16 protein-coding genes and 1 pseudogene are annotated in these 22,944 nt (G+C 71.1%); 6 read left to right on the top strand and 11 right to left on the bottom strand.

All coding sequences use genetic code 11. The features are described from left to right. Nucleotides 1–102 precede the first annotated feature (102 nt). Nucleotides 103–2,709, top strand: coding sequence for a type ISP restriction/modification enzyme (locus NAEX_RS10375; protein ID WP_170135620.1), 2,607 nt, complete (start codon nt 103–105; stop codon nt 2,707–2,709). A gap of 81 nt (nt 2,710–2,790) precedes the next feature. Here the strand turns inward: NAEX_RS10375 and NAEX_RS47610 are convergent, their stop codons facing one another. The 4 genes and pseudogenes from NAEX_RS47610 to NAEX_RS10355 all read right to left on the bottom strand — a co-directional run bounded on the left by NAEX_RS47610 (nt 2,791) and on the right by NAEX_RS10355 (nt 6,599). Next, the gene (locus tag NAEX_RS47610) at nt 2,791–3,873 is read right to left on the bottom strand and encodes a DUF4215 domain-containing protein (protein WP_245913668.1); all 1,083 of its coding nucleotides are present in this window, start codon (nt 3,871–3,873) and stop codon (nt 2,791–2,793) included. A 141-nt stretch (nt 3,874–4,014) separates the two neighbouring features. Further along, nucleotides 4,015–4,905, bottom strand: coding sequence for a DUF4215 domain-containing protein (locus NAEX_RS10365; RefSeq protein WP_256254088.1), 891 nt, complete (start codon nt 4,903–4,905; stop codon nt 4,015–4,017). A gap of 31 nt (nt 4,906–4,936) precedes the next feature. Beyond that, nucleotides 4,937–5,251 (bottom strand): annotated as a pseudogene (locus tag NAEX_RS53745) (DUF4215 domain-containing protein); the annotation flags it as partial. 79 nt (nt 5,252–5,330) lie between these two features. Beyond that, nucleotides 5,331–6,599, bottom strand: a complete 1,269-nt coding sequence (locus NAEX_RS10355; RefSeq protein WP_096327346.1) for a DUF4215 domain-containing protein — start codon at nt 6,597–6,599, stop codon at nt 5,331–5,333. A 760-nt stretch (nt 6,600–7,359) separates the two neighbouring features. On the opposite strand from NAEX_RS10355, the gene NAEX_RS10350 reads away from it, so the two are divergent. Further along, a complete protein-coding gene (locus NAEX_RS10350; protein WP_096327345.1) occupies nt 7,360–8,610 on the top strand; it encodes a hypothetical protein in 1,251 nt (416 codons plus the stop codon). Nucleotides 8,611–9,058: 448 nt separating this feature from the next. Here the strand turns inward: NAEX_RS10350 and NAEX_RS10345 are convergent, their stop codons facing one another. The 6 genes from NAEX_RS10345 to NAEX_RS10320 form a co-directional block, all read right to left on the bottom strand. Continuing rightward, on the bottom strand, nt 9,059–10,276 hold the full coding sequence (locus tag NAEX_RS10345; RefSeq protein WP_096327344.1) for a TlpA family protein disulfide reductase: 1,218 nt from the start codon (nt 10,274–10,276) through the stop codon (nt 9,059–9,061). Between the two features lie 10 nt (nt 10,277–10,286). Next, nucleotides 10,287–10,547, bottom strand: coding sequence for a hypothetical protein (locus tag NAEX_RS10340; RefSeq protein ID WP_096327343.1), 261 nt, complete (start codon nt 10,545–10,547; stop codon nt 10,287–10,289). Between the two features lie 7 nt (nt 10,548–10,554). After that, nucleotides 10,555–11,670 (bottom strand): hypothetical protein, encoded by a 1,116-nt coding sequence (locus NAEX_RS10335; RefSeq protein WP_096327342.1) that lies wholly within the window; start codon nt 11,668–11,670, stop codon nt 10,555–10,557. A gap of 15 nt (nt 11,671–11,685) precedes the next feature. After that, nucleotides 11,686–12,984 carry a vitamin K epoxide reductase family protein gene (locus tag NAEX_RS10330; protein ID WP_096327341.1) on the bottom strand — a complete coding sequence of 433 codons (1,299 nt, stop codon included), beginning with the start codon at nt 12,982–12,984 and terminating at the stop codon, nt 11,686–11,688. Between the two features lie 13 nt (nt 12,985–12,997). Then, a complete protein-coding gene (locus NAEX_RS53740) occupies nt 12,998–15,103 on the bottom strand; it encodes a serine/threonine-protein kinase (RefSeq protein WP_170135618.1) in 2,106 nt (701 codons plus the stop codon). A gap of 1,166 nt (nt 15,104–16,269) precedes the next feature. Beyond that, complete coding sequence (locus tag NAEX_RS10320) at nt 16,270–17,796, bottom strand: hypothetical protein (protein ID WP_096327339.1); 1,527 nt, start codon at nt 17,794–17,796, stop codon at nt 16,270–16,272. A 77-nt stretch (nt 17,797–17,873) separates the two neighbouring features. Between NAEX_RS10320 and NAEX_RS10315 the strand changes: the two genes are divergently transcribed. Beyond that, entirely contained in the window at nt 17,874–18,365 is a 492-nt protein-coding gene (locus NAEX_RS10315; protein WP_096327338.1) for a hypothetical protein, read from the top strand. A 233-nt stretch (nt 18,366–18,598) separates the two neighbouring features. Here the strand turns inward: NAEX_RS10315 and NAEX_RS10310 are convergent, their stop codons facing one another. Further along, a complete protein-coding gene (locus NAEX_RS10310; RefSeq protein WP_143140934.1) occupies nt 18,599–20,188 on the bottom strand; it encodes a GDSL-type esterase/lipase family protein in 1,590 nt (529 codons plus the stop codon). A 473-nt stretch (nt 20,189–20,661) separates the two neighbouring features. On the opposite strand from NAEX_RS10310, the gene NAEX_RS10305 reads away from it, so the two are divergent. The 3 genes from NAEX_RS10305 to NAEX_RS10295 are packed head-to-tail and all read left to right on the top strand — an operon-like array spanning nt 20,662 to nt 22,936. Further along, the gene (locus NAEX_RS10305; RefSeq protein ID WP_143140935.1) at nt 20,662–21,423 is read left to right on the top strand and encodes an MlaE family ABC transporter permease; all 762 of its coding nucleotides are present in this window, start codon (nt 20,662–20,664) and stop codon (nt 21,421–21,423) included. Between the two features lie 2 nt (nt 21,424–21,425). Then, nucleotides 21,426–22,151: an MlaE family ABC transporter permease gene (locus tag NAEX_RS10300; RefSeq protein WP_096327335.1), complete on the top strand. Its 726-nt coding sequence runs from the start codon at nt 21,426–21,428 to the stop codon at nt 22,149–22,151. Nucleotides 22,152–22,153: 2 nt separating this feature from the next. Next, nucleotides 22,154–22,936, top strand: a complete 783-nt coding sequence (locus NAEX_RS10295; RefSeq protein WP_096327334.1) for an ABC transporter ATP-binding protein — start codon at nt 22,154–22,156, stop codon at nt 22,934–22,936. The last annotated feature ends 8 nt before the right edge of the window (nt 22,937–22,944 follow it).

Genomic DNA, 22,944 nt, shown 5'->3' with positions numbered 1-22,944 from the left:
GCCGGCGCACCCGCGGGTGCGAATGCACGCACTCGCCGCAAGGCCGCCGTCCGCGCGCTCGTGGGGCGCCCTGCGCGATGTTGCTCTGCTATGTTTCCGCGCGTGCGCCGGCCGGGCCCGAAGAGTTCGCGCGAGGTGGCGGGGCTGCTGGCCGCGCGCTGCCGGGCGCTGCGCGACGCGCTGCGGACGGCCGTGGCCGCGCCGACGTCGCGGCTGCGCACGCTCGCGGACGAGTGGTCGCCGGCGGCCTGCGGCGGCGAAGCGGAGTTCGCCGAGGCGCTGGCGCAGACGATCGCGTACGGGCTGTGGACCGATCGGCTCGAACACCCCGAGGCGAGGTCGGAGGTCGCGGGGGCGTGCGCGCGCCTGGGAGCGACGCCGGGTCCGCTGCTGCGCGCGCTGCGAGCGGCGGCGGACCACCGCGCGGAGATCGGCGCGGCGCTGGGGGAGCTCGAGGCGACGGTGGCGGCGATCGAGGCGGACTCGCTGGCGGGGCTGCGCGAGGGCGAGGGGGCGTACTTCTACGAGGAGTTCCTGGCGGCGTACGACGAGCGGCTGCGGCGTGAAGCGGGGGCGTACTACACGCCGGCGGAGGTGGTGCATGCGCAAATCGTGGCAGTGCGCGAGCTGCTGGCGCGCGAGTTGGGCGCGCCGCTCGGGTTCGCGGCGCCCGAGGTGGTGGTGACCGATCCGGCGTGCGGCACCGGGGTGTACCCGCTGGCGATCGTGGCGGACGCGCTGCGGTGCGTGCGGGCGAGCGGAGGCGACGGCGCGGGGTGTGCGAGTCGACTGGCCGAGAACCTCGTCGCCCACGAGGTGCTGGCGGGGCCGTTCGCGGCGGCGCACGCTCGCGTCACTCGGGCGCTGCGAGCCGCGGGGGCGCGGTTGCCCGATGCAGGGGTGCGGGTGATGCTGCGCGATACGCTGGCGCGACCGGACGGCCGTGAGGTCGAGGCGGGACGCATTCGCGTCTGTATGGGCAATCCGCCGTACGACCGCCGCGAACTGACGGAGAGCGATCGAGGGGGGTGGATCCGCCACGGCGATCCGGGGCGCGGCGAGCGGGCGCTGATGGCCGATTTCTTGCCCGACGCCGCGGTCGGCAAGCACGCCAAGAATCTTTATAATGCCTATGTCTATTTCTGGCGGTGGGCGTTGTGGTGGAGCTGCGAGCAGGCAGGGCCGGGGCTCGTCTGCCTGATCACGCCGTCGAGCTACCTGCGCGGGCCGGGCTTCGCGGCGATGCGCCGACACCTGCGCGCGGTGCTCGACGCGCTGTGGATCATCGACCTCGGCGGCGACGCGCTCGGCCCTCGCCGCTCCGCCAACGTTTTTAACAAGATTCGGACGCCGGTGTGCATCGCGGTGGGGCTGCGCAGGGAGGGAGGGGACCGCTCGCGGCCGGCGGAGGTCTTTTATACACGGCTGGGGGATGGGCTCAGCCGCGAGCAGAAGTTGCGAGCGCTCGGGGGGCTGCAATCATTGCAGGAGCTCGCGTGGTCGCGCGCGCCGGACGGGTGGGAGGCGCCGTTCGTCCCCGGAGCCTCCGGCGACTACGGTCTTTGGCCGCGACTGGTCGACCTGTTCCCGTGGCAGCACGCGGGGGCGCAGTGGAAGCGGACGTGGCCGATCGCGGAGACGCCGGAGCTGCTCGAGCGGCGCTGGCGGGCGTTGCTGCGAGCGGAGGATCGCGCAGCCGCTTTTCGGGGGACGGAAGCGTGGACGATCGCGCGGCCGGGGATCGATCTGTTCGACGGGTCGCCGCTGCCGGCGCTGGCGTCGTTGGGGGCGGATGCTCCGACGCCCCGGGTCGAGCGGATCGCCTGGCGCTCGCTGGACCGCCGCTTCTGTTTGGCGGACGGACGCCTCGGCGATCGCCTGCGGCCGGCGCTGTGGCGGGCGCAAGGGCCGGCGCAGGTGTACCTGACGACGCTGCTGTCGAGCGGGCTGTCGCGCGGGCCTGCCGTGATGGCGTGCGCGGAGGTGCCCGACCTGCACCACTTCCGCGGGTCGTTCGGCGACAAGGGGGTGATCCCGCTGTGGCGCGATCGGGGGGCGACGCAGGCCAACGTGACGCGCGGCGTCCTCGATATTTTAAGAGACATGTTCTCGCGGACAGTGACGGCGCAGGAGCTGTTCGCGTACGTGTACGGCTGCCTGGGGCACCCGGGGTACGTCGAGGCGCTGCGCGAGGAGCTGGCGGAGCCGGGGCCCCGGGTGCCGCTGACGCGCGATGAGGAGTTGTTTTCGCGCTGCGCGGCTGTGGGGGCGGAGCTGCTGGGTCTGCACACGTTTCGCGCGCGGCTGCGCGATGGGTCGGCGCGCTGCGTGACTCCTGTGGGCGCGATGCCGGAGAAATTTTCGTACGCGGACGAGGTGCTCACGGTCGGCGATGGACGGTTCGCGCCGGTGTCGCCGGCAGTGTGGGGCTACGAGGTGTCGGGATTGAAAATTGTGCCGTCGTGGCTGAGCGGCCGGATGCTGCAGCCGCGCGGCCGCACGTCGTCGCCGCTCGATGCGCTGCGGCCGAGCGCGTGGTCGGAGGCGCTGACGCAGGAGCTGCTCGAGCTGTTGTGGGTGGTCGAGCGCTCGCTGGCGCTGCACCGCGTGCAGGCGGACATCTTCGGGCAGATCGTCGCGGGCGAACTGGTGTCGGGGAGCGAGCTGCCGGCGCCGGCGGAAGAGGAGCGGGCTGAACCGCGGACATAGTCCGAGGTCACGAGCCCTCGATGCTTAGCGAGGCGCGGTGAAAGTTGACGAATCGTCGCATGTCCGAAAAGGACTGACGTGTCAAAGCGGGGCGGTCCGCTGAAAACAATAGAGGTGGAGCAGTTGTGAGCAATCCGCGGGGTTGTTGGCCGGGGCGTCGCTCCAGGTCGTATTCGTGGCCCCGGCGACGCCCAAGCGGCCCAGGGTCTCGACGGCCGAGGAGGTCCAGCTGTCGCAGTGATCGGCGCCGATGCGGGTGCCGTTACGAAAGGTGTTGGACCAGACCGGCGCGGGGAGGTCCAGAGGGGTGCCGGTCTCGTCGATGCCGATCGCCGCCTGGAGCGGCAGGGTGGTCAGCTCGCCCCATCCGTGGGCGACGACCTCGCCCGTGGTCAGCTTGTAGTAACCGGAGTAGAGGGTGTCGAAGCGGTCGCTGGTGGCGGGATCGGCCGTCGCGTCGCTGAGCCATGCGCTCCACTCGACGTCCGGCGGGAGCGCGAGCGCCTGCGCGGCCTCCAAGCATTTGGCGTCGGCGCCGTCGAGGCCGCCGAGATCGCCGCTGTACGTCGCCGCGGTGGCGAAGACGATCCGCGGGGCGAGGCACTCGTTGGAGCAGTCGTCGTCGTCGAAGAGGTTGCCGTCGTCACACTCCTCGGCGCCGTTGCGGAGCTGGTCGCCGCAGCTCGGACCGGGGCCGCTGCAGTCGTCGCTGCAGTGGCCATAGGCGCCGTTCAGGACGCCGTCGTCGCAGAGCTCGTTGCCGGCCCAGACCTTGCCGTCGCCGCAGGTGGCCGGGACGCAGCCGCCGAGGCAGGCGTCCTCGTCGCTGGCGTTGCCGTCGTCGCAGAGCTCGCCGGGGGCCTGGGTGCCATCGCCGCAGACGGGGGTCTTGGTGCAGTCGCTCTGGCAGCCGTCGTCGTCGATGGTGTTGCCGTCGTCGCACTGCTCGTCAAGGTCGAGCTCGCCGTTGCCGCACTGGAATGATGGAGTGACGCTGCAGTCTTCCTCGCAGCCGTCGCCGGGGGTTCGGTTGCCGTCGTCGCAGGCCTCGCCAGGGTCGAGCTCGCCGTCGCCGCACGCGGGGGCGCCGGTCGCGGTCGTGGTGGCGTGGGGCGTGGATGCGGACGTCGTGACTTCGTCCGTGGTCGTGTCCGTTTGGCTCACACTGCCTTCCGGATTGTAGAAGCAGCCAGGAGTGGCGATGAAGGCGAGGAGAGCGACGGCGCGAAAGAGCATGGCACTCGTGGGGGGCGCGCTCTGCAAGCGCGCTCTGCAAGGTCCTGTTCGAAGGGGAACGGCCGGGCTTCAGTTCTGGACGCAGTAGAGGTGGTGCAGCGAATTGCAGTCCGCAACAATTCCCTCGTTCGTCCACATTGCGTCGGTGGCGTTCGGGTTACCCACGCTGCTGGTGCCGGTGTTCGAATCCCAGTTGTTGCAATGCGAGGCTGCGTCGAGCGAGAGAATCTTGCCGTCGGTCTTGGTGTTGGACCAGGCGAGAGCGTCTCCCGCCACTGGGTTACCCTGCTCGTCCCGATGGATGGGGTTCTGCAAGGTACCCGAGGTGAGGCCCGCCCAATCTCTGGCGACGAGGATGGGTTCCGGACCGGGGAGGATGTACCAGCCCATGAAGCTCGTATCCATGCGCACCGCCGCGGACTGAACGTCGTCGCTGAGCCAGGCGGTCCATTCCGCCGCTGGAAGTTCGGCCGCTGCCACGATGCAACGACTATCCGCACCGTTGAGCTTGTTGACGTCACCCTTGAAGATCTGCGAGGTGACGAATACGTAGCGGAAGGCGACGTTCTTGCACGCGTTGCACAGGTCGTCGCCGTCGGGGCTGCCGTCGTCGCACTCCTCTTGCGGGACCTGGACCTCGCTGTCGCCGCAGCGCGGGCCGAGCTGGCACTGGGTGGTGCAGCCGTCGTAGGCGGTGTCGCTGTTGTCGCCGCCGTTGTCGCAGGCCTCGACGCCCTCCTGAATCTGGCCGTCACCGCAGATCGCGGCTTTGCAGCTCGACAGGCACTCGTCGGTGTCGACGTCGTTGCCGTCGTCGCACTCTTCGGTGCCGGCGAGGATGACGCCGTCGCCGCACACGGCGTTCTTGCAGGTGTTGGTGCAGGCGTCGGTGTTGTCGTCGTTGCCGTCGTCGCACTCCTCGCCCTGATCCTTGACGTTGTCGCCGCAGGAGGCCGGGATCTCGGTCTCGGTGCAAGTTGTTCTCGCAGCCGTCCATCGGGACGTCGTTGCCGTCGTCGCACTCCTCGCCTTCGTCCACCACGTTGTTGCCGCACAGCTCGCCGGCAGTCTTGGTGCAGTCGACCTCGCAGCCGTCGCCCGGGGTGGCGTTGCCGTCGTCGCACTGCTCGCCGGGCTCGAGCTTGCTGTTGCCGCACGCGGGCTTGTCGCCGGTTGTAGTGGGAGTAAAATTGTCAGTCGTTTCGTCGCCGGTGGTCGTGCCGGGCTGGCTCAGGGTGCCTTCGGGATTGTAGAAGCAGCCGTGAGCAGCGAGGAAGGCGAGGAGCACGACGGAGCGAGAGGGCATAGGTCTCCTGGAGCCTGCGGATAGGCGCAGTCCCGAGCGGCGGAAGCTCCGAGGAGGCCGTAGTCAGCCCACCTGAGCTTCAGTTTTGGACGCAATAGAGGTGGTGCATGGAATTGCAGTCGACGACGGCGCCATTATTCGCCCACGTCGCATCGGCGGCGTTCGGGTTGCCGACGCTTCCGGTTCCGGCGTTCGAATCCCAATTGTTGCAGTGCGAGGCCGTGTCGAGCGAGAGGATCTTGCCGTCGGTCTTGGTGTTGGTCCAAACGAGGGCGTCGGCGGCGACCGGCGCGCCTGACTCATCGCGGTTGATCGGGTTCTGCAGCATTCCTGAGGTCAGGCCGGCCCAATCGCGCGCGACGAGGACGGGTTCAGGGCCAGGGAGAACGTACCAACCCACGAAAGTGTCATCCATCCGTGCGGAGGCAGACTGCTCCTCATCGCTAAGCCACGCCACCCATTTCGGGTTGTCGCCGGGAAGACTGGCGTTGTCAGCGGCCGAAGTGCACTTGATGTCCCCGCCGTTGAGCTTGTTTACGTCGCCCTTGTAGGTCAGCGAGGTGACGAAGACGTAGCGGAAGGGGACGTCCTTGCAGGCGTTGCACAGGTCGTCGCCGTCGGGGCTGCCGTCGTCGCACTCCTCCTCGGGGGCCTGGACCTCGCTGTCGCCGCAGTGCGGGCCGAGCTGGCACTGGGTGGTGCAGCCGTCGTAGGCGGTGTCGCTGTTGTCGCCGCCCTTGTCGCAGGCCTCGACGCCCTCCTGAATCTGGCCGTCGCCGCAGATCGCGGCTTTGCAGCTGGACAGGCACTCGTCGGTGTCGACGTCGTTGCCGTCGTCGCACTCTTCGGTGCCGGCGAGGATGACGCCGTCACCGCACACGGCGTTCTTGCAGGTGTTGGTGCAGGCGTCGGTGTTGTCGTCGTTGCCGTCGTCGCACTCGTCGTCGCCGTTGACCATGCCGTCGCCGCAGGAGGCCGGGATCTCGGTCTCGGTGCAGTTGTTCTCGCAGCCGTCCATCGGGACGTCGTTGCCGTCGTCGCACTCCTCGCCGTCGTCCACCACCTTGTTGCCGCACAGCTCGCCGGCAGTCTTGGTGCAGTCGACCTCGCAGCCGTCATCGGGGGTGGCGTTGCCGTCGTCGCACTGCTCGCCGGGCTCGAGCTTGCCGTTGCCGCAGGCGGGCTTGTCGTCCGTCGTCGCGGTCTCGGTCGACGGCTCCGTCGTGTCGGTCGTGTCGGTGGTGGTCTCGGTGACGACGCCGCCGGTCCCGGTCTCGACCTGGGTGAGATCTTTCAGGCAGCCGGCAGAGAGAAGGGCGAGGACGACGAGCGAGGAGCGGGCGAGCATGGCGGTGCGCTTGCGGACATGGTCGACGCTCGCGCCGCCGAGCGCAAGGGTGCGGCGAGGCGCGCAGGCAGATCTCGCAGAAACGGCGATCTCGAGGCCGCGAAATGCGGAGACGCGCCGGCGCGCTCGCTGGCGGGCCGACCGCGCCCGGCGTGGGCGCGCGATGCGGGTGGGGAGAGGATCCGGCGCGACAGCGGCTCACGTGTGGCGGCCGCAGATGGGCCACGAGCGGGGGGTCCAGTGAGCCTCGCGTGTGCAAGGGACGCGCTGCTCCCTCGCGGGGTGCGGACGGTAAGACACGTGGGACCTGCGCGGTCGAAAGAGCTCGAGACGGGCGCGCGCCCGAGACGCTGCCGGGGGGACGGTGACGGCGGGTTCGCGCGCGGGACCAGCGGACGAAGTGCCGGTCAAGGGCGGCGGCTCGAGCTGCTGTCGGGCGACGAGACGCGTCGCTGCCGAGGGGCTCGAGAGGATGCGCTCGAGTCGCTGTGGGACGCAGGACGATGCGCCCGCGTCGCTGTCGGCGGGAAGCGGGAGGATGGGCTCGAGTCGCTGTCGGGCCCAGGAGGATGGGCTCGAGTCGCTGCCGTCGCGCGGCGAGGCCCGCGAGTGGCTGCCGGAGGCGGATGCTGCGCGCCGTCCCGATGCGCGCGGGCGAGCCTGGCCGTTGAAGCAGGTGGGGCGCGATCGGGGCTGCGCTTCGCTTGGCCCGCGGGCCGGTGGGGCTTATACTCGCGGCCCGGCCGGGGAACGAGGGCGCATGCTGATCGTGCAAGGTGTCGCGCTGGCGATGGCGATGGTGACGGCGGAGGCGCCTGCGGCGTCGGCCTCGTCGAAGGAACAGCGGGTCGCGGCGGCGTACCAGCAGTTCGAGAAGCAGCGGCACGTCGAGGCGGCGCTCGAGTTCGAGGCGCTGTGGCGCGACTTCAAGGAGCCGCGGTTTCTGTTCAACGCGGCGGTCACCCGCTACACGGCCCGCCACTACGCGCACGCGGTGGCGTACCTCAACGAGTACCTGGCGCTGGCGGAGGTGCAGGGGGCCGACCGCGACGAGGCGAAGGCGCAGCTCGAGGTCGCGCGACGCGAGGTGGCGAGCGTGCAGGTCCGCGTGCAGGCCGACGGGGTCGCGGGGGCGCCGACGGTGACGGCGCGGTATGTCAGCGAGCTGGCGTCCGACCTGCGGCCGCAGCTGCCGGTGCCGGTGTCGCCGAGCGGCACGGCGCAGAGCGGGGTGATCCAGCTCGACCCGGGGACATGGGTAATCCGCGCCGAGGCGCCCGGGGCCGAGCCCGCCGAGACGCAGGTGAAGGTGGCCGCCGGCGCGCCGCTGACGGCCGAGCTGGCGCTCAAGCCGCTGCCCCCAGAGACAGGTCCCCAGGACCAGACGAAGCCGCCCGCCGACAAGCCGTTCGACGGGCGCAAGATCGGTCTGGCGACGATCGGGGTCGGCGGCGGATTGACGATCGTCGGCGCGGTCGTCACGGGAGTGGCGCAGGGCAAGGAGTTCGGGCCGGCGCTCGAGACCGACGCGGCCGCGTGCATGTCCTGGTCCGACCTGCAGGGCTGCTCGGCCGAGCTGCGCGCGGGCGCGACGCTGCGGGGAGCAGGCACGGGGGTGCTCGGCGCGGGCGTGGGCCTGATCGCCAGCGGCGCGGTGTGGTACGCCCGCACGGAGCGGGCGCGGAAGATCGCCTGGTACGTCGAGACCGGCGTCGGCGCGGCGGCCGTGGTCGGCGGCATCGTCGGGCTGGTGCTCGGCGCGAACAGCTTCAACGAGGTCAACGCGACGGCGCCGGCGACCTGGGCCGAGCTGCAAGGCGGGGTGAAGGGGCCGGCGACGACGTTCGCGGTGTCCTCGGCGGTGGCCGGGCTCGGCGCCGGGTTGGTGGCCGGCGCAGGCCTCGGGCTCGGGCTGTCGCGCGGGCGCACGTCGCAGTACGCGAAGGCGCTGCAGATCGGCGGCGGGCCGGGGCGCGGGGCGCTCGGGCTGACGCTCAGCGGGCGATTCTGAGGCCGCGAGCGAGCTGTCCTCGAGGACATGTCGCGCGGCTGGCGCGACGGTACGCAGAGGCGCTGCGGACCTGCGGCGGGCCGGGGCGCGGGGCGCTCGGGCTGACGCTCCGCGGGCGGTTCCGAGGCCGCGAGCGAGCTGGCCTCGAGGACATGTCGCGCGGCTGGCTCAACCGGTACGCAGAGGCGCTGCGGGTCGGCGGAGGGCCGGGGCGCGGTCCGGAGGCCGCGAGCGAGCTGGCCTCGAGGACATGTCGCGCGGCCGGCTCAAACGGTACGCAGAGGCGCTGCGGAGCGGCGGCGGACCGGGCGCGGGGCGCTCGGGCTGGCGTTCCGCGGGCCGGGCGAGGGGTCTTCTGGGGCATGCCACGCGCCTGCTCGATCGGGCATGTCTCGATAGACATGCTTCCATAAGCATGTCCTTGTGGACATGATCTATCGACCAGGCCTTACTTCAGGCCCTTGGCCTGGCAGGTGTGGCGGTCGCTGGCGTCGGGCTTGCAAACCAGGGGAGCGTCGCAGGGGCAGTCCTGGCAGCAGGTCTGGCTGCTCTCGCCGCGGGCGGGCTCGCAGACGCCGTTGCCGCAGGTCTTGGGGCCCTGGGGCTTCTCGACCTTGGTGGTGACGGGGGCGCCCTTGAGGCGGGAGCAGCGGCCGTCGCCGGCGCGGAACTGGCCCGGAGGACAGGCGTCGGCGGGGGCCTCGACGGGCGGGAGGACCGGGGACTCGACGGCGGGGCCGCGCTTCTTGAGCTCGCCGCAGTCCTCGGGGCTGTGGTGGGCCGCGGTGTTCTCCTTGCCCTCGCAGCGGCCGTTGCCGGGCCACGACTTCTTGCACCACGCGTCGGGCGAGTCGTCGGACAGCTCGGCGTGCAGCTGGTCGAGGTGCTTCTCGAGGTCCTCGAAGTCGGCCTCGGTGAGCTGCTCGAACTTGGCCCAGCGGACGCGGCGGTTGCAGTCGAGGACGAAGGTGACGGGCAGGTTGCCGCGGAACAGCTGGCGCGCCTGCTCGCCCTCCAGCACCTTGACGAACTTCTCGTCGTAGCTGCGGTCGGCCAGCTTGACGGCCGCGTACGGCATGACGTCGGCGAAGTCCTGGTAGGACTTGCGCGGGTCGGTGTTGTCCTTGAGCTGGACGGGGACGAACTTGACGGCGTCGCTCCACGTCTCGGCCTTGCGGGCGAACATGGCCTTGAAGTCAGGCATCTCGGCCTTGCACGGGCCGCACCAGGTCGCCCACAGGTTGACGACGTGGACCGCCTGCGACGGCAGGACCTCCTGCGCGCCGAAGCGGACCTCGACCGCGGGCTTGCTGGGGTCGCGGATCGCCTCGAGCTTGACCAGCATGGCCGGCGAGATCTGGGTCCCGAACTTGCCGACGTAGCCGCTGCGCGGCTGGTCCTGCGGCGGCGCGACCTCCTCGGGGTCGACGATCAGCGCGGTCTTGCTGTCGAGCACCCGCGTGGTGTCGACGCAGCCCTGCTTCTCGCGCTGGAGCACGCGCGCGAGCTGGCGCCGCACTTCGCCCTCCTTGAGCCAGATCAGCATGGCGAGGCCGCAGGCGAGGGTGGTCAGCATGACGTTGACGACCGCCCAGCGGACGTACAGCCGGGCCTTGGCCCGCGCGGGGTCCGTGTCCTTGAGGTCGAGGCGGGTCGGCTCGGACATGGTCGTTCGGTCAGGTCTTGGGCGCGTTGACCGGCTGGTTGATCGGCTGGTTGACCGGCGTGTTGACCGGCTGCGGGGCGGCCGGCGGCGGGCTCACCAGCGCCTCTTGGCAGCAGGGGCAGGCCTGCAGCTTGCCCTGCAGCAGGTCGCGGGTCTTGCCGAGGCGGAGCACGAGCAGGAGGGCGACCAGCAGGCTGACGCCGGCGATGAAGGTCGTCAGGATGGCGACCAGCTTGTAGGCGAGCAGGGGCGGCGTCGGGGCGCTGGACATGGCGGTTTCAGCCGGCGGACTCGTCGAGGATGGTCTTGGGCGGCTTGTACTCGGTGCCGTCGCAGGGGATCGGGACGACCAGGACGACGCGGTTGATGGCGTTGAACAGCTCGGTCCAGTCGCGCGAGCTCTGGTCCTTGAGGTCGATGGCGCCGTCGAGCAGGCTCTGCATGCGCTTCTGGTTGGTCTCGTCCCACGCGACCACCGGCGATGGGGTCTTGTCGCCCGGCTTGTCCTGGACGTCGAGGTAGCTCTTCTTGAACCGCTCGGGGTTCAGCGGCTTGGCGTCGCGCATGGCGAACGGCTGGATCGGGATCTGCTTGCGCTCGGTCTCCGCCAGGCCCTCGTTGACGATCTCGCCGATGATCTGGGTGACCATGTCCATGCGCCGCACGGCGAGGTCGTGGTTCTCCTGGCGGTCGCCGTCGGGCGAGGCGCGGCCGATCACGAACACCTGCTTGGCCTTCGACAGCTCCTCCTTGAAGCGGCGGATCTGCTGCTTGTAGTGCTCGCGCACCGTCTTGGTCGGCCAGTTGGTGCCCTTCTTCGGCAGGCCGGTCGGGTAATGGACCGAGAAGCGGCCGGGGAAGGCGGCGAGGATCAGGTCGAACTGCGGGTCGTCGATCGCCAGCTGCTCCCAGTCGGCCGGGGTGCACGAGCGGGTCGAGACGAGGTCGCCGAGGCTCTTGTCGCGGCTGGCGCACTTGTTCTGCAGGTTGCGCACCGCCTTGGCCAGCTCCTCGTTGCGGGCGCACTCGAGCGGGGCCCGCTCGAGCTTGCTCGGGTCCTGGCAGCGCATCTGGTGGCACACGAGCGGCATCTCGCAGTCGCAGTCGCGGCAGCTCTCGCCCTCGCCGCAGATCGCCAGGTCGTCGATCGGGGCGCACTTGTCACCCATGCAGTACTGCCCCGGCGGGCACTTGGCGGAGCCCTCGGGCGTGCTGGCGTCGCAGTCGGCCGCGGGCGCGGCCTCGGCGGTCTTGGCGGTCTCGCCGGCGGCCTGGGCGAGCAGCGGATCCTCGGTGCGGAAGATCGCCACGTAGGCGATGAGCAGCACCATGAGGGCCATGAAGCCGGTCAGCACCAGCAGGAGCTTGGTCGTCGTGTCGAACTCGGAGGCCATGAGTGCCGGCTCGGATCAGGGGGCCTTCACCATGCCGCGGACGATGTTGATGATCGCGCGGGCGGTGTAGTCGGACTGCAGATGGTTGACGGTGTCGAGGCGCGGGGCGCCGTTCTCGAGCGGGAACACGTAGCCGGTCGGGACCTTGTAGTCCTGCTCGACGGCGAACTTCTGGTGCGCGGTGATCCGCGCCGGCCCGTCCTTGTCGTTGTTGATGCACTGAAACAGCTCGTTGTCCCGGTCGTCCGGGTCGATCTCGAGGCCGATGTCGACGGCCTTGCTGGCGACCCGCTCCGGGCTGAACAAGGGGCCGCCGTTCGGGTCGGGGTCGGCCTGCAGCGCGAACAGGGCGGCGATCATGTCGAAGCCGGCGCCGGGGCGCAGCTTCTCGACGCACTCGGCGGCCTTGGCCGCGAGGCAGGCGCCGCCGTTGAAGGCGTCGGGGTGGTGCTTGGGGTAGCCGGCCGGGAAGGCCTCGGTGTCGCAGGCGGCGCGCGGGGTGTGGAACACGTAGACCCGCGTCGGCACGTCGAGCTCCTTGCTGCGGATCGCCCGGCCGACGTTGCGGAACTCGTTGGAGCAGTGCGGGCAGCTGAGGTCGAGGAACAGGGCGATGCCGACCTTGGGCTCGGCGGCGCCGGTGACGATCACGGTGGCCGGCAACGCGGCGGTCGGGGCGGCGCAGCCGGTCTGGGCGTCGACGAACCGGCGCGTGGCCTGGTAGCCGACCGACTGCACGCCGAGGCCGACGACGAACACGACGCCGGCGACGAACACGGCGTCGAGCAGGTCGGCCTGGCGCCGCGTGGTCAGCCGCTTCCACAGGTTGCGCGGGGCGCCGTGGACGGCGAACAGGGCGCACATCAACAGCAGGGCGCTGATGACGTAGAGCGACAGGCAGTAGGGGCAGGGGGCCTTGAGGACCAGGAAGGCGTAGCTGCCGTAGACGGCGCTGACGGCGATGTCGAACAGCGCCAGGCCGAGCAGCAGCGGGCGGGCCGCGCCGCGCAGGAAGCCGGAGCGGAGGAACAGGCCGCCGGCGACCACCGCGACGACCAAGTAGAACGCCGAGCCCCACAGCGAGATCGGCAGGCCGAGCAGGGTCGACCAACTGCTCTGCAGCGCGTCCTCGCACGACATGCCCCCGATCGCGCAGGCGCCCTTGGTCGAGGCGCACGGGGTGAAGGTCATGCGGAACTTCAGCACCGTGAGGTACGCGCCGACGCCGATGCCGAGCAGGCTGAGCAGCAGCGCCGCGCCGGCGCCGAAGCGGGCGATGCCCGGGGGCTTGTCTTGAGGTGTCGTGGAGGACATGTCCCGAAGACCTCTAAGGAGTGGGGGTCGACAGCGGCAGCTTCTCGAAGGTCGCCTTGCCGTTGTTGTAGGTGTACGCGAACGCGCCGCCGCGCGGGCTGGGGTCGAACGGGAACTGTTCGAACAGGCCGCGCACGCACTTCCGCACCGCGGCGTTGCTCGAGATGACCTTGATCTTGTGCGGCGGCATGCCCGACTTGCGGACCTCGATGCTGAACTTCAGCTTGGCCGTGCTCTGGCCGGCTTCGTCGAGGCAGGTCTGGAAGAACTTGTGCTGGTCGCGCAGCTCCTTCTCGGCGCTGCGGTAGCCGAAGTCGGGGTCGGGCTGGCCGGCGCCCGCGGGCGCCGGCGCGGCCGGCTCGGGCGGCTTGGGGTCGGCGGCCGGCGGGGCCTCGATCTTGGTCGGCTCGGGCGGGGCCTCGACCTTGGTGGCGGCGACCGGCGGCGGGGTCTCGACCTTGCTGTCCGCAGGGACAGGCGGAGCCTCGGCCTTGGTGTCCTCGGGGACAGGTGGGGTCTCGACCTTGGTCGGCTCGACGGGCGGAGGCGTGCTGTCCGCAGGGACAGGCGGCGGCTCGACCGGCGGCGGGTTGACGGGCGGCGGCGGCTCCTCGGCCTTGACCGGCTCGGGCTCGGGCAGGTCGTCGCCGGCGGCGGCAGCGGCCGCAGCAGCGGCGGCGACGTCGTTCGGGCCGGGCGCCGGGGCGGCGAGCCACGAGGCGAGGCCGAACACCAGCGCGAGCGACAGCAGGGTGCCGCCGCGCACGACGATGTCCTTGCCGGTGACCGGGCGCGGCGCGTCGGTGTCGAACTGCTGCGAGCGCGAGATTTCGTCGCCCACCACCGGCTCGCTCGAGTGAGTCGCCGACTCGGCGTCCTCGAGGGTCGGGGTGCCGAGCGGGGTGGCGCCCGGCCGCGGGGTGCCCTGCTGCGGCGTGGGGTTCGGCGCGGGCGTGCCGATCGGCGTGGTCCCGGGCCGCGAACGCTCGGGGATCGCCATCAGGAACGGCTGGCTCATGTGCCGCACGATCGGCGCGCCGACGACGGCCTCGAGCGACTCGAGCAGCGCCTGGCCGAACTCGTCGGCGGTCTGGTAGCGCTTGTCCGGGTCCTTCTCGAGCGTCTTCAGCAGGATGTCGTCGGCGATCTTCGGGATGTTGCGGTCGGGCGCGCGCTTGCTCGGAGGCTCGGGCGCGGTGTGCTTCTGGTGGTAGAGCAGGTCGAGGACGTTCTTGCTCGAGAACGGCGGCGTGCCGGTGATGAGCTTGTAGAGCGTCGCGCCCACGGCGTAGATGTCGGAGCGGGCGTCGGGCGAGGCGTTGGTGGCGATCAGCTCCGGCGCCATGTACTCCGGCGTGCCGAGCAACACGCCGTCCTGCGTCAGCTCCTGGCCGCTGTTGGTGTCCTTGGCGATGCCGAAGTCGATCAGCTTGATGTGATCGGGGTTGCGATCGAGGGTGACGCGGAAGCAGTTCTGCGGCTTGATGTCGCGGTGGAAGGTGCCCTTGGCGTGGGCCGAGCTGAGGCCGCTGCAGATCTGGATCGCCATGTTCGCCAGGCGCGGCCACGGCAGCGGGCCGTCGCGCTGGAGCAGGCGATCGAGGTCCTCGCCCTCGAGGTACTCCATGACGATGTACACCTGCCCCGAGGGGGTCTGGCCGACGTCGTAGGCGCGCACGACGTGGTTGCTCGTGATGTCCATCATCGCCCGCGCCTCGGCGAGGCAGCGCTGCTGCATGTCGGCCTTGCCCGACAGGCGCGGGTCGAGCAGCTTGATCGCCAACTTGCCGCCGGTGCGGGCGTGTGTGCCCCGGTACACCGTCGACATGCCACCTGACCCAAGGGGCTGCTCCAGCTTGTAGCGGCCGTCGATCACCGAGCCGGGGCCGAGCGGCGCCGGAGGCTGCTTGGCCGGGGCGGGCCGCGCCGCCGCGGCGACGCTGCCCGTCGACGCGGTGCCGGGCCGCGTGTTGCCCGTGGGCGCGGCGGTGCCGGGCCGCGTGTTGCCCGTGGGCGCGACGGTGCCGGGCCGCGTGTTGCCCGTGGGCGCGGCGGTGCCGGGCCGCGTGTTGCCCGTGGGCGCGACGGTGCCGGGCCGCGTGGGCGTGACGCCCGGCAAGGACGATGTTCCAGGCCGCGTCGGCGTGCGTGCGGGCGGCTTGGCCGGAGCCGGCGCCGGAGCCGGAGTTTCGGGCCTGCCGGCCAACGAGGTCGGCGGCTTGCCGGGCGCCCTCATCTCGCCGGTGCTGGCGGTGGCAGCGGGACGTGGCCGCGGCGCCGGTTTCGCAGGCGGCCTGGGATCGTTGGGCGGCATATCAGGGGTCCCATCTTACAGGACACTGAGGCGCGACGGCGACAACGGGGCGATTACTTGTGTGCGCCGCGCCGGCAAGATGTCCGAAAGGTCATGCCGCGCGGCGCGATCACGCTCGCGTCGCGCATGACGAAGGCGGGCGCGATCGCGCGATGCGGTCTGTCTTTTCGGACATGTCAACGCTGCTCCCGGCGATCTGCCGCACAACGGACGGGGACGCGCGGGAACTGGTGGGGGCCGGCCCGAGGGCCGGTCCGCGCCCGAGTCCGCGGGCGCGCCGAGGGGCTCGAACGCGGCGAAGCGATTGCGGCGAGATCCCGGCGAAGGCGCGAGATCGGCGCGTCGACGGTGCGCGGGCGGCGTCCGGGTGGATGTCCCGGAGGTCAGGTGCAGACGCTCGCGTCGGCAAAGCTCCGCGTCGCCGCCCGCTTCGCTCGCCCCACGACCTGCGTCGGACCGCGAGCGACACGCTGCCTCGGGTCGCTCGCGCGTGAGCGTGACGAGGAAGTCGCTCGTGAGCGACGCGGCATCAAGCGGCGTGCTCGGTGCGGGTGCCCGCGCTGTCGCGGCGACACGTGACAGCGGTCGACGCGGAGGAGCCGCGGGCTCGCAGATTGGAACATCGAGCGCGAGCGGACGCGACGTCCTCGCTCCTCGCAGGTCGGTGGCGGGCGCAGGCATCCGCTGGGGTGCGGGTGGTGATGTCCGAACCCGGCATCGCGGATTTCCTTGTCCGGGCGCGTACGTCCGCACGGCCGCGGGGAGATCCGCTCCGCGGCGCTGCACAGCGAGGCGTCGAGCGCGACCTCGCCGTCGTCCGACCAGGAGCTCGACGAGGAAGGGGTCGAGTGAGGGGACGACGAGCGGGCGAGGCCGCCGCCCGGCCGCCGCGATCGCTCGTCCGCACCGGACAAGGGACCGGGGGCCGGCGTGGCCGGCTGGCTGAAGGAGCAGATGATCTGTCCCGAGGGTCAGCCGGGGATCGGGTCCTCGTCGTCGGGGATCAGGCAGGCCGAGAGCTCGAAGAACATGAACACGAGCGCCTTCTCCTGCGGCGACAGGCCCTGGGTCTCGCAGCCGGTGGGGAACGGCTCGCCGATGTTGTCGCCGGACGAGACGTGGATGTCGCTGTCGACGACGCGGCCGCACTGCTGCTCGGCGGGGACGCCGACCGGGGCGTTGAAGGTGAAGTACTGCACCGTGTCCTCGGGCGAGTCGGTGTAGACCCACCGCGTCGAGGTCATCTCGTTGACCGAGTCGACGGTGTACTGGGCCTCCTTGATCTCCATCTCGCCGTGGACCTCCGAGCCGCCGACGTGCAACATCCAGTCGGCCAGGGCCATGCCCTTCGGGAAGGTGGTGTCGATCTTGCCGGTGACCGGGTTGGGCAGGTCGGGCTCGCTGACGAAGTCGGCGGTGCTCGGCCACGGGTCGGGGCCGCCCTCGAGCCAGATGTTGTGCCAGTGGGACAGGAAGATCCGCCCGCCCAGGCCGGCGTAGTCGACCAGGTTCTGGCGCATCGCGTTCGACTTGGCGCCGCCGTTCTGCCCGCCCTCGCAGGCCATCAGGACCATGTCGTACTTCTTGTAGGTGTCGAGGCTGCCCCACAGGTTGCTGGCGCTGCTGAAGTCGGCGCCGCCGTTGAGGTCGTTGCTGTACTGGTCGGCGCCGCCGTCGCCCTCGAAGAGGTTGACGCGGCCGCTGCCGTCCTCGGGGGTGAACTCGCTGTCGTCGATGCCGATCTTGCGCAGCAGGCACTCGAGCGGGTCGGCGCCGCCGGTGACCATGGCGATCTTCGGGAGGTGACCCTCGCTCTGGTTCCTCGGCAGGCGGGTGAGGTCGTAGGGGGCGAGGTTGTCGGCGCAGGCGACGACCTCGGGCAGCACGACCTCGCGGCGCCACTTGCCCACGCTGACGACCAGCGGGATGTCCTGGCCCGAGGGCACGCCGGTGAGGGTGAACTCGCCCTTGGTGTTGGTGAGGGTGGCGACGATCGGGTCGCCGGGCAGGCCGTCGCCGCAGGTGTCGCAGGTGACGCCCTCGACCACGGGATCGAGCGGGCCGGCGGGGACGTAGACGGTGATGTTGTAGAGCGGCAGGGTGCCCTCGGGCGCGAACACGATGCCCGAGAGCGTGGTCTTGTCGGGGTTGCCGTCGCACGGATCGATCTGGCACTCGAGGCCGATACACGGCGGCGCGGTCGTGCTGGTGTCGGTGTCGGTCGCCGTCGGGTCGGTCGTGGTGGTCGTCGAGGTCGAGGTCGGCGGCGTGACGGTGGTGCTCGTCGCGGTGGTGCCGGTCGGCTCGTCGGTGGTGCCCGTGTCGGTGGTGCCGGTCGAGGTGCCGGTGCCGGTGCTCGGGTCGAGGGTGATGCCGGTCGGGGCGGTCGAGGTCGGGGCGGTGTCGGTGCCGCTGGCCTGGGACGAGTCGCCGCAGGCGACGGTCATGAAGGTGGAAGCGAGGCAGGCGAAGGCGATGCGCTCGGCGCGTTGAGCCATGGGACTCTCCTATGGCGCCGATCCTACGCGATCCGCGGTGGCCTTGACCTCGGGCTTTCGGGTAGAAACTTCCGAGGATGCGAGCGAGCGCGACGATCGTGGCGATGCTGTGCGGGTGCGCCCGCGCGCACGGGACTGCGGTCGTCGTACCACCGCGGCAGCCCCCACCTTCGCGCGCGCCGCTCAGCGAGCGCGGCGACGTCGAGATCGGGCTCGGCGCGGCGACGGCCGCGGTCTCGGGGGCGCTCGTCGGCGTCGGTACGTACGAGGCGGTGCGCGCGGTTCGTGTGCGCTCCTACTGCGCCGATCCGGGGTCGGACCCGGAGCTCGACCCGACGATCGTCTGCACCGGTCCGCTCGGGGGCGACCCGTTCGTCGCGGCGGTCGTGTCGAGCTCGCTGTCGTTCGCGTTCGCGGTGCCGATCGCGGTCGCCAGCGGGTTCCTGCTGCGCCGCGGGATCGTCACGCGGCGCGCGTGGAAGGCGGCGCAATCGGTGGGTAAGCTGTCTGTTCGGCCATGGTCGAACGGACAGACGCATGTGGGGCTGACGTTCGGCCTGGCGTTCTGAGCCGCGGTCGGCGGCGTCACGGAGAGGTGACGACGACAGGGACGCGGCGGTCGCGGGGGCTACCGGGCGCGAGGAGGCGAGGCGTGGTCGTGCGCGTAAGCGCCGGCGCGATGAGGCGCCACGCTGCGGTCGCGGACTTCACCACCGGCGATGCGGCGCTGGCGTCCCTGGAGGGTGACGCGGCGACACGAGCGTCAACGCGGGCGCGACGAGTGCGACCCCGTGGGCGGGCGTCAGGGCGCGGAGGCGGGGACGACGGCGAGCGGCGGGGCGTCGGGGACCCCGGGCTCGGGCCTGGTGGGCTCGGCCGGGACGGCCTCGGGCGGCACCGTGGGGTCGGGCTGCGGGGCCTCGCGCGCGAGCACGGGGTCGCCGCCGGGCGCGGGCGTCGGCGCGCCGCCGTCGAAGTCGAACATCAACGCGTCGGCGAGGGCCATGCCCATGCGGGTGTAGCCGCGGCGGTTGAGGTGGAGGTGGTCGGACATCGCCATGGCGGGCTGAGCCGCGACCCAGTAGGCCATCGAGCCCTCGCCGCCCATGAACTGGACGGTGTCCCAGAAGGCGCAGCCAACCTCCTGGGCCAGCTCGCGCTGGGCGGCGACGATGTCGGCGACGCGCGGGCGCGGGCCGAGCGAGTTGTCAGGGCGCTTGAGCGGGAAGTCGCCGGGGCCGACGAGCACGCAGCTGGTGTCGGGCGAGGCCCGGCGCAGGCGCGCGAGGACCTCGCGGAGGTTGTTCTTGTAGACGCCGATCGGCTGGTCGTCGTCGACCGACTCGTTGCTGCCGTAGGCGAGGATGACGAGGTCGGGGTCGCGCCGCTTGTAGTTGTCGGCCCACACGAACTCGTCCCACTTGAGGTGGTTCGAGGCGCGCGTGCCGCCGATGCCGAGCGTGTCGACGACCACACCCTTCGCCTCGTTCTCGACGGTGACGCCGAACAGGCGCACCTCGCCGTCGCCGACCGGACGGATCTCGATCGCCTCGGGCGGGCCGGGGCGCTCGAAGCTGTGATAGCCGGGGCCGGGCTGCTTGGCCTTGGTGTCGACGGTGAACGCCTTCTTGCCGGCGAACAGCACCTGGAACTTGCCGCCGCCCGGCTGGCGCAGGAAGTAGAGGTCGTAGCGGCTGACCGCGGGCGGCTCGGCCTTGCGATCGAGCGGCGGATTAAAGGAGATCCGCGTCACGTCGCGCTTCTTGCTGGCCGAGGCGCTGGCGCCGAGCAGGCCGTAGTAACCGTCGTCACGCGCGTCCGAACGCTGGGCGTGCTCGACCTTCCAGCCGCGCGAGCTGTCGATCGTGCAGCCGAACGGCCGGGTGTACTTGCTCGGCTTGGCCAGCGGATAAAAGCCGAGGCCGCCGTCGCCGAAGCGCTTCTGCAGGTAGGCCCGCAGGTAGGTCGGGTAGATGTCGGCCGCGGTGTGCGAGGCGCCGTACACCAGCACGCGGACCTTGCCGTCCTCGTCGAGGCCCTGCTCGAGGCGGCGCAGGGCCTCGTGGAAGTGCCGCAGCGGGTCGTCGGCGCCGCGCTGGAGCAGGATGAACTGGCCGAGGGCGTTGCCGTTGATCGCCGGGGCGACGCCGGTGCCGGCCGGCCCGGTGCCCTCGCTGCCGGGCAGCGCGTCGAGGTTGCCGGGGCCCGCGCCGGGCATCATCGCGGCCTGGAGCTCGGTCCCCGCGGCGACGGGGATCACAGGGAAGGGTTGACCGGCGCTGTCCTCGAGCAAGGCCGCTCGCTCGCCGAGGATCGCTCGCTGAGCCCACAGCCGGGCGTCCCGCGCGGCGTCGGTGAGCGCGGGCGTGGGCCCCGGCGGCGGTACTTGCACCTGCACCGGCTCGGGCGCGCCGCCGGAGGTCGGCGCGGAATCGGGGGGCGGGACGGCCTGTGCTTGTTGCGCAGGCCCGGGCGTGACGCATCCGGGGCCACACGCGAGACCCAGGGATGCGACGACGGCTGCCGTTACGAGCCGCATGTTCACCGGCCTCACCCGGGAACATTGGCCGCTCGCGCGGAGGGAGTCAAATTTGCCGGAAACGAGCGCCCCGGGGGGGCTAGGAGGCTGCTGCGCGGAATCGCGCGAGCCGCCTCGGCCGCATTTCCGCGGCAGAAGCAGGGCTCTTGGAGCAGGCGAGGCCGCGGCCAGGTCCGTGGAAACGCCCAGCAGCGGTCGCGCATGCGGCTGCGAGAGCTCCCTGCCTCCCCGCGGCGACGAGAAATTTGTTGCGTTCGGGACCTGGTCCACGGTTAAAAGGCACGAGGGAGCATGTCGGCGGAACGTCACAAACCGGGGAGGCGGCCGTGTTGAGCCGGTCGTTCCGCTGGTTCGAAGCGTGCGCCGCGTTCGTCGAGTTCTTCTGTGCTGTTTGTCGTTGCCTGGTGACGGGTCCGCGTTACTTGCGTGAAACGTTGCGGGTGATGGACCTGCTGATCCGGCGCTGCTTGATCCCGGTGGGGCTCGCGGTCGCGCCGGTGGGCGCCGTGATCTCGCTGCAGGGCGCGGGGCTGTTCCGCATGTTCGGCGCCGAGAGCCTGCTGTCGTCGCTGCTGGCGACCGCGATCTTCCGCGAGTACAGCCCGGCGCTGGCGTCGGTGATGGTGGCGGCGCAGGCCGGCTCGTCGATCGCGGCGCGGATCGGGACGATGAAGGTACGCGGGCAGATCGACGCGCTGGCGGTGATGTCGGTCGACCCGATCCGCTACGTGGTGGTCCCGGGGCTCGTCGCCTGTGTCATCGTCACGCCGCTGCTCAGCGTGCTGACGACGCTGCTCGGGCTCGTCAGCGGGTGGTTCTTCGCGGTGCCGGTGATGGGCGTCGACCACGGGTCGTTCCTCGCCAACCTGTACGCGCAGGTGTCGCTGGTCGACCTGTGGGTCGGGCTCGGCAAGTGCATGGCCTTCGGGACAGCCGTGGGCCTGATCGCCGGCTTCCTCGGGCTGCGCACCAGCGGCGGCGCGACAGGGGTGGGCAAGGCGGCCAACGACACCGTGACGATGACGATCGTGCTGATCCTGGTCGCGGACTACTTCGTCAGCATGGTGCTGCTGAGGCTGGGGGTGTAGGCGTGGAGTTCCTGCACTTCGTCCGCCGCGCGCTCGTCGCCCAGTTCAACGGGCCGCCGCCGCGCGACGAGTTCGTGCGCCACGCGCTCGACGCCGGGGTCGGCAGCCTGCCGCTGCTCACGCTGCTGACGATCTTCGCCGGCATGAACCTGTCGGTGCAGGCCTACGGCACGTTCGTCCGCTTCGGCGGGCAGGACCTGCTCGGGCTGTTCTGCGGGGTCGGCGGGATCCGCGAGCTGTACCCGGTGATGGCGGCGGTGATCTGCGGCGCCCGCATCGGCGCGACGCTGGCGGCCAGCCTGGCCAACATGCAGATCAGCGAGCAGGTCGAGGCGCTCGAGGTGATGGCCGTCGACCCGATGCGCCTGCTGGTGGCGCCGCGGCTGTGGGCGGTGACGCTGATGCTGCCGCTGCTGTGCGGCTACGCCGACGTGGTCGGCCTGGCGGCGAGCTACTGGGCGGCGACCGAGCAGATGGGGGTCAACGGCGGGACCTTCATGGAGCAGGTCCGCGACATCGTCCACCTCGGCGACCTGGCCGCGGGGGTGTTCAAGGGCGTGGTGTTCGGCTGGCTGGTGGCGATCGTGTCCTGCTACCACGGCTACCGCGCGCTCAAGCGCGACGGCGCCGAGGGCGTCGGGGTGGCGACCAACCGCGCGATCGTCCACTCGGCGGTGCTGTGCATCGTCCTCAACATGTTCCTGTCGGCGCTGCTGTACGTGAGGTGATCATGGCCGAGCAGCAACCAGCGATCACGCTCGAGAAGGTCTGCAAGTCGTTCGGACCCAACCGCGTCCTGCACGAGGTGTCGCTGACGCTGCCGGCCGGGAAGATCATGGTGATGCTCGGGCCGTCGGGCACCGGCAAGTCGGTGCTGCTGCGCTGCCTGGTCGGATTGATGAAGCCGGACTCGGGCCGGATCTTCATCGAGGGCCAGGACATCACGGGGCTCGACGAGCGGCGCTCGGCCGGCCGCGAGCAGATGTTCGCGCTGCGCCGCAAGTTCGGCATGCTGTTCCAGGACGGGGCGCTGTTCGACGACATGTGCGTCGGCGACAACGTGGCGTTCCCGCTGCGCCAGCACGCGAAGCTGTCGGAGCGGGAGATCGCGGCGCGGGTGGCGGAGGACCTCGAGCGGGTCGGCCTGAAGAACGCGCAACGCAAGATGCCGGCGGAGCTGAGCGGCGGGATGCGCAAGCGGGTGGCGTTCGCCCGGGCGATCGCGCTGCGGCCGAAGATCGTGCTGTGCGACGAGCCGTCGTCGGGCCTCGACCCGGTGATGTCGGCGACGCTCGACGAGCTCATCCTCGACCTGCACCGCACGCTGGGCATGACGTTCGTGGTCATCAGCCACGACACCGCCGAGGCGCGCAAGATCGCCGACTACGTCGGGCTGCTTTACAAGGGCGAGCTGCAAGCGTTCGGGCTCAAGGACGAGGTGCTCCGCTCCAATCAACGGGCCATCAATCAGTTCTTCGAGCGATCCACGGAGGGGCCGATCCAGGTCCTGTGAGGTGAAGC

This window comes from Nannocystis exedens (genome assembly GCF_002343915.1).
Classification (GTDB): Bacteria; Myxococcota_A; Polyangia; order Nannocystales; family Nannocystaceae; genus Nannocystis; species Nannocystis exedens.
This window is presented reverse-complemented; position numbering and strand designations above follow the sequence as displayed.